This window comes from Brevundimonas sp. TWP2-3-4b2 (assembly GCF_049897345.1).
In the GTDB taxonomy this organism is placed as follows: Bacteria; Pseudomonadota; Alphaproteobacteria; order Caulobacterales; family Caulobacteraceae; genus Brevundimonas.
In genome coordinates this window covers 1-4,376 of sequence record NZ_JAFCWB010000013.1, presented here as the reverse complement: position 1 = coordinate 4,376, position 4,376 = coordinate 1, and the positions used below count along the sequence as shown (strand labels likewise).

Here is a 4,376-nt window from a genome sequence, read left to right as displayed (position 1 = left end):
CACGGTCGTTATTCTACCGGGGCCATGGCGGCGTCAGCAGCAGCGGCGGCAGCATTGGCAGCAGCGTCAGGGTCATAGGGCTGCTGGTTGGCTTGCGCCTCATCAAACGTTGAGTAGATCCCGGCCCTCTGCACGATAGCGCACTCTGCTGAACCGGAACGCACAACGCATTTTCGAACAGCGCCGCTAAGTCGATCGACGACAAAGACGCTTCCTCGATCGGCCTCCACAACAGTGTAACCCCCACCCACGAAATAGCCTGCCGTGGCGATGCCAACCGCGAGCACTGAGGCAGGAAGGATTTTCTCCCAGAAACGCCGGTCCATGCGCCTATCTCCGTCTGCCCAAAAGGCGGTCCATAACGCTCCGCTGCTTGTCAGCCTCGATCGCTTTCAGGCGGTCCTGAATGTCAGCTAGCAGGCTGGGCAACTCGGCAGGCAGGGGCATGGCCGGGACGTTCGCGCCGCCGTCTGCCGAAAGGCCATCACCGGCAGACGTAACCTTCCCCCGGCTATACGCAATGACGGCCTCGGCCAGCCAGTCGCCTACGGTAAGACCCTGTTTATCAGCAGCTTTCGTCGCCATCGCCCGGACGTTTAACGGGACGCCGCGCACGGTCCAGCGTGCGTCAGCCGCGTCTGACGACATAGCCGCCCCCCTGCCCTTCGGAGGACGGCCTACAGGCTTACGTGGAGCCTTCGGTGTGGGTGTGTCTGCCATCGGCGTCTGCCGTCCCGTCTGCCGTTAAACCGTCTGCCGTTAAACCGTCTGCCAAAGCGTCAGACATTCACCTACTTAACGGCAGGCCCAAAGAAACTGCGTCTCTGAAACAGAATCGGGAAGCGGGTAGGACCAATCTCTTATTTCGTGACTTGTCGTGGAGGGGCCGTCCAAGTTCGGCTGGTTATAATAGGTAGACTGAATGGTCCGTACGCGCCCCCCAGCGCAGTCATATTCACTCAAAATCGCCGCGGAAATCATTCCGGTTTCGATGGGTGTCCTCTTTTCGAAACGTACCCAGAACCGGGTAGGGGTTGGTCCCGGTTTCATGAAGATCAAGGCATCTCCATTGCCGGCTTCGGAGACTAGCGTCCAGCCGTTGTCAGGTCGGGTGTCCCACCAATCAGGCGGATCAGCCTGCTGGACTGAAAGGGCCAGAAGGATTGCGATGATCATTGCGTTACCCTCCCCAAAGCCCGCTGAACATTGGCGGGATACCATGCCCCGCCGCCCGGAGAGGACACGCCTTCATCGTTAAGGGTGCTGGCGATTCGGCGCAGGGACAAACCCTCGCCCCGGAGAGCCGTCAGCCGCTCCGCCATCGGCGCGACACGCGCTACGGCCTCGGCCCGGTTCCGCACGGCCAACGCCCTGCCGTTCGCCCCCAGAACCACGCCCCGGCGTTTTGCAGCGGCCAGCGCCGCCTTCGTCCGCTCTGAAATCATGCCGGCCTCTAGTTCAGCGACTGCCGCCAACTGTGTGACCATAAACTTGCCAACCGGCCCCGGAGGGATTTGCGGCATGTCGCAGAACACTACGCCTTCATCCCCGGCACCCTCGACCACGGACAACAGGAACGCGGTGCTGCGTGACAGGCGGTCCAGCTTGGCGATGACGAGCGTTGCCTTGTGCTTGCGGGCGTAGGCCAGCGCCGCCTTCAACTGGGGACGACGGGCCAGCGCGTTCGACCCCTTACCGGTTTCGATTTCTGTGAAGGCCTCGATCAGCGACCACGACCCGCCGTTGAGATACCGCTCCACGGCCTCCCGCTGCGCCTCAAGCCCCAGACCCGACTGGCCCTGCCGCGCGGTGCTGACGCGGTAGTAGGCAACAAACTTTCCATCGGCCATCGGCGGTCCCTCCCGTAACAGGCAGACGAACGTTTACCCGTTACACGCTTCCCCAGTCCAGTATTATTTTCCAACACGACGGGGTTAGGAAAGAACCGCCTTTTCTGGTAGGGTTTCCAACACGTTAATGGGCGTTCGGGGATGGCCCGCGCCCGCCCGGACACATGTAGTAGGGTCTAGAGGTAGTTAGGTAGAGGGGTAGACATACGAGATATGGCCGTCAGGAAGCCTAAAATAGCCATTGGCCCCGTCGGGCGTCCCCGGAAACCTGCAGCGGCCAAGACCCATCGACGGATAGCAGAACGTATCCGATACAAAGATGCATTCGGGTGGACGCAGGCGGTCCGCTTCGCCACCCACGTCCTTGCCAAGCCCATGACGGCGTTCGTGACCGTTCAATGGTCGGTCGCCACGTCATCGACCCCGGAGCCTGAACGGGTGTCCAGCCTGCTCAATCTCATATCCATTTGGCTGCGCCGTCGAACCGGTGGCCGCGCCGTCTGGGCCTACAGTCGGGAGGGTGGATTGAAAAAGGGCGTCCACCTTCACCTGCTGGCCCACGTCCCTCCCATCATGTTCGATGACTTCGCTGTAGCCGTCGCCCGGTGGGTTGAGGCGTCATCGGACACCTTCGCCCGGCGAGCGGTGGACGTTCAGCGCATCCATCCCCCCACGCTGGACAACCTGCTGAGCTACTTTCTGAAGGAAGGCGACGACGAGGTGCACGACAGGCTCGGCGTCCGTCAGGATCACCGCGCAGACCGGCGCGGCTACCCCGTCCCCGGAAAGCGGCTGCGCGTCAGTCACGCAATCGACGTTGCGGCTCGGTCGCGCCACGCAAAGCCTCTAGCGTCCGTTCTGGACACGCAGGAACGCCATTGAGGGCCTGTCCGGTATCGGGCGAAGGAAATAGAGACTTTGCCGTCAGCGGCCCGGAAATCGCTATTAACAGCGATGCGGGGTTAGTTTTTTAATCAGGTTTATTCAAACGAGGGCCAAGACCGCCGGCCTCTCGAATGACAAGTTTTGGTAAGGTCTAGGCCATCTATTTTAGTCGCAAGTAGATCGAGGGAGCGGGGGTTTCGCCACCAATACGCGCCCGCGCCCGCACGCACGCACGCGATGGGCGGGGGGCGGATCAGATCCCCAGACCGGGCCAGACCGGACACCGGTGCCATACCTGCACACGCGCATCCACGATTGAGAACATGGGGGGTGATCAAATCGCTTCGCCCCACAAGCTGGACGACGGCGCGTGACCTACAGGCTGATAAACCGTGACACCGGGGGAGGGGCTAGCTTGATCGCCAGCACGTCCAGACCTGTCCCCGGCGATGACGTGCAAGGCGTTCGTTAATCCAGCTTTCTCGCGCGCACGCGAACCGCCTGAGGCACGGGTTATCGCGGACCGGAACACACGGGTTATCGCGGACCCAGACACGGGTTATCGCGGACCTTTCCACAGGGTAACGGATTGATTTAATAGCCCGTTTTCAACCCTGAAACTCTTAAACCCCTCTACTACGTAGAGATTCAAACCCTACAGGGCCGGGTCCAGACGGCGAGATTTCAGAGGGGTTTCATGGCCCGGATGGTCAGCGGCCAGCTTCGATCGGCGGGTGACGTGAACGCACTCGGTCCCGACGTCGTCGGCGTAGGCGGTGAGCCAATACTCCGGGAGGGGGTTCGCCTCGATCAGTTTCCGCAGATCGAAGGCAAAGGATTTCAAAGGGCGGGTTACGCCCGACCGTTGGTGGAGATCAGCAAGGGTCCAGCGCCAGCCGTCTGGACGGTCGCCAGCCTGCTTCCGCGACACACGGTAGAGCCAGCGGGCCAAGCCCCCGGAGAGATCAAAATACCGGCTATCGAGAGACAGGACGCGGTGGTCAATGACGGCGCGATAGAGCCAGTCAGGGAGCGTGATTGAGACACCCAAGGGCTTTCCGAACGCATCCTCGGCCCACGTCACGCGCTCGATCAGGCTGAAGGTTTCGCCCCGTTTGCCGTTCGCCCGGATGGTGGTTCGGATGGTGGTCGCCTTCAAGCGGTCCAGCGCCTCCCGCATCCGCTGATAGTCCTTCCCGCCAACGTCCCGACGCACGGCCCGGAGAATGTCATGGGCGGGCGCATTGATCGTTGACGGTGGTGTCTCGCCCCGGTTCACGGCGGCGTTCAACTGGGACACGGCGTAGAGGACGAAATCGAAATCCCAGATCGTGGCGATGCCGATATGAGGCGGCGCGGACACCTCCACGGATGATTCCCCCCGCGTGAACCTGATCGGCTCAACCCGCCGACCCTTCGCCAGCGAGACAACCGGAATCGCCATTAGGTCCAGACCGTCCCGGAAGGGCGCATCACCGATAACGGCGAGGAATAGATCTGGCTGGGCCTCTTGGGTGCGGGTCACGGTCGTTATTCTACCGGGGCCATGGCGGCGTCAGCAGCAGCGGCGGCAGCATTGGCAGCAGCGTCAGGGTCATAGGGCTGCTGGTTGGCTTGCGCCTCATCAAACGTTGAGTAGAT

At 61.8% G+C, this 4,376-nt stretch carries 5 protein-coding genes; 1 reads left to right on the top strand and 4 read right to left on the bottom strand.

What is annotated here, in order from left to right:
• Positions 1–8: 8 nt before the first annotated feature.
• The 3 genes from ACP7AS_RS13080 to ACP7AS_RS13070 form a co-directional block, all read right to left on the bottom strand.
• Entirely contained in the window at positions 9–326 is a 318-nt protein-coding gene (locus ACP7AS_RS13080; protein ID WP_426029295.1) for a hypothetical protein, read from the bottom strand.
• Positions 327–795: 469 nt separating this feature from the next.
• Complete coding sequence (locus tag ACP7AS_RS13075; protein WP_426029296.1) at positions 796–1,050, bottom strand: surface-adhesin E family protein; 255 nt, start codon at positions 1,048–1,050, stop codon at positions 796–798.
• A gap of 122 nt (positions 1,051–1,172) precedes the next feature.
• Positions 1,173–1,850, bottom strand: coding sequence for a recombinase family protein (locus tag ACP7AS_RS13070; protein ID WP_426029294.1), 678 nt, complete (start codon positions 1,848–1,850; stop codon positions 1,173–1,175).
• Between the two features lie 213 nt (positions 1,851–2,063).
• Here ACP7AS_RS13070 and ACP7AS_RS13065 point away from each other — a divergent pair, with 213 nt between their 5' ends.
• Positions 2,064–2,732 (top strand): hypothetical protein, encoded by a 669-nt coding sequence (locus ACP7AS_RS13065; protein ID WP_426029293.1) that lies wholly within the window; start codon positions 2,064–2,066, stop codon positions 2,730–2,732.
• A gap of 658 nt (positions 2,733–3,390) precedes the next feature.
• Here the strand turns inward: ACP7AS_RS13065 and ACP7AS_RS13060 are convergent.
• Positions 3,391–4,260 carry a replication initiator protein A gene (locus ACP7AS_RS13060; RefSeq protein ID WP_426029292.1) on the bottom strand — a complete coding sequence of 290 codons (870 nt, stop codon included), beginning with the start codon at positions 4,258–4,260 and terminating at the stop codon, positions 3,391–3,393.
• Positions 4,261–4,376 lie beyond the last annotated feature (116 nt).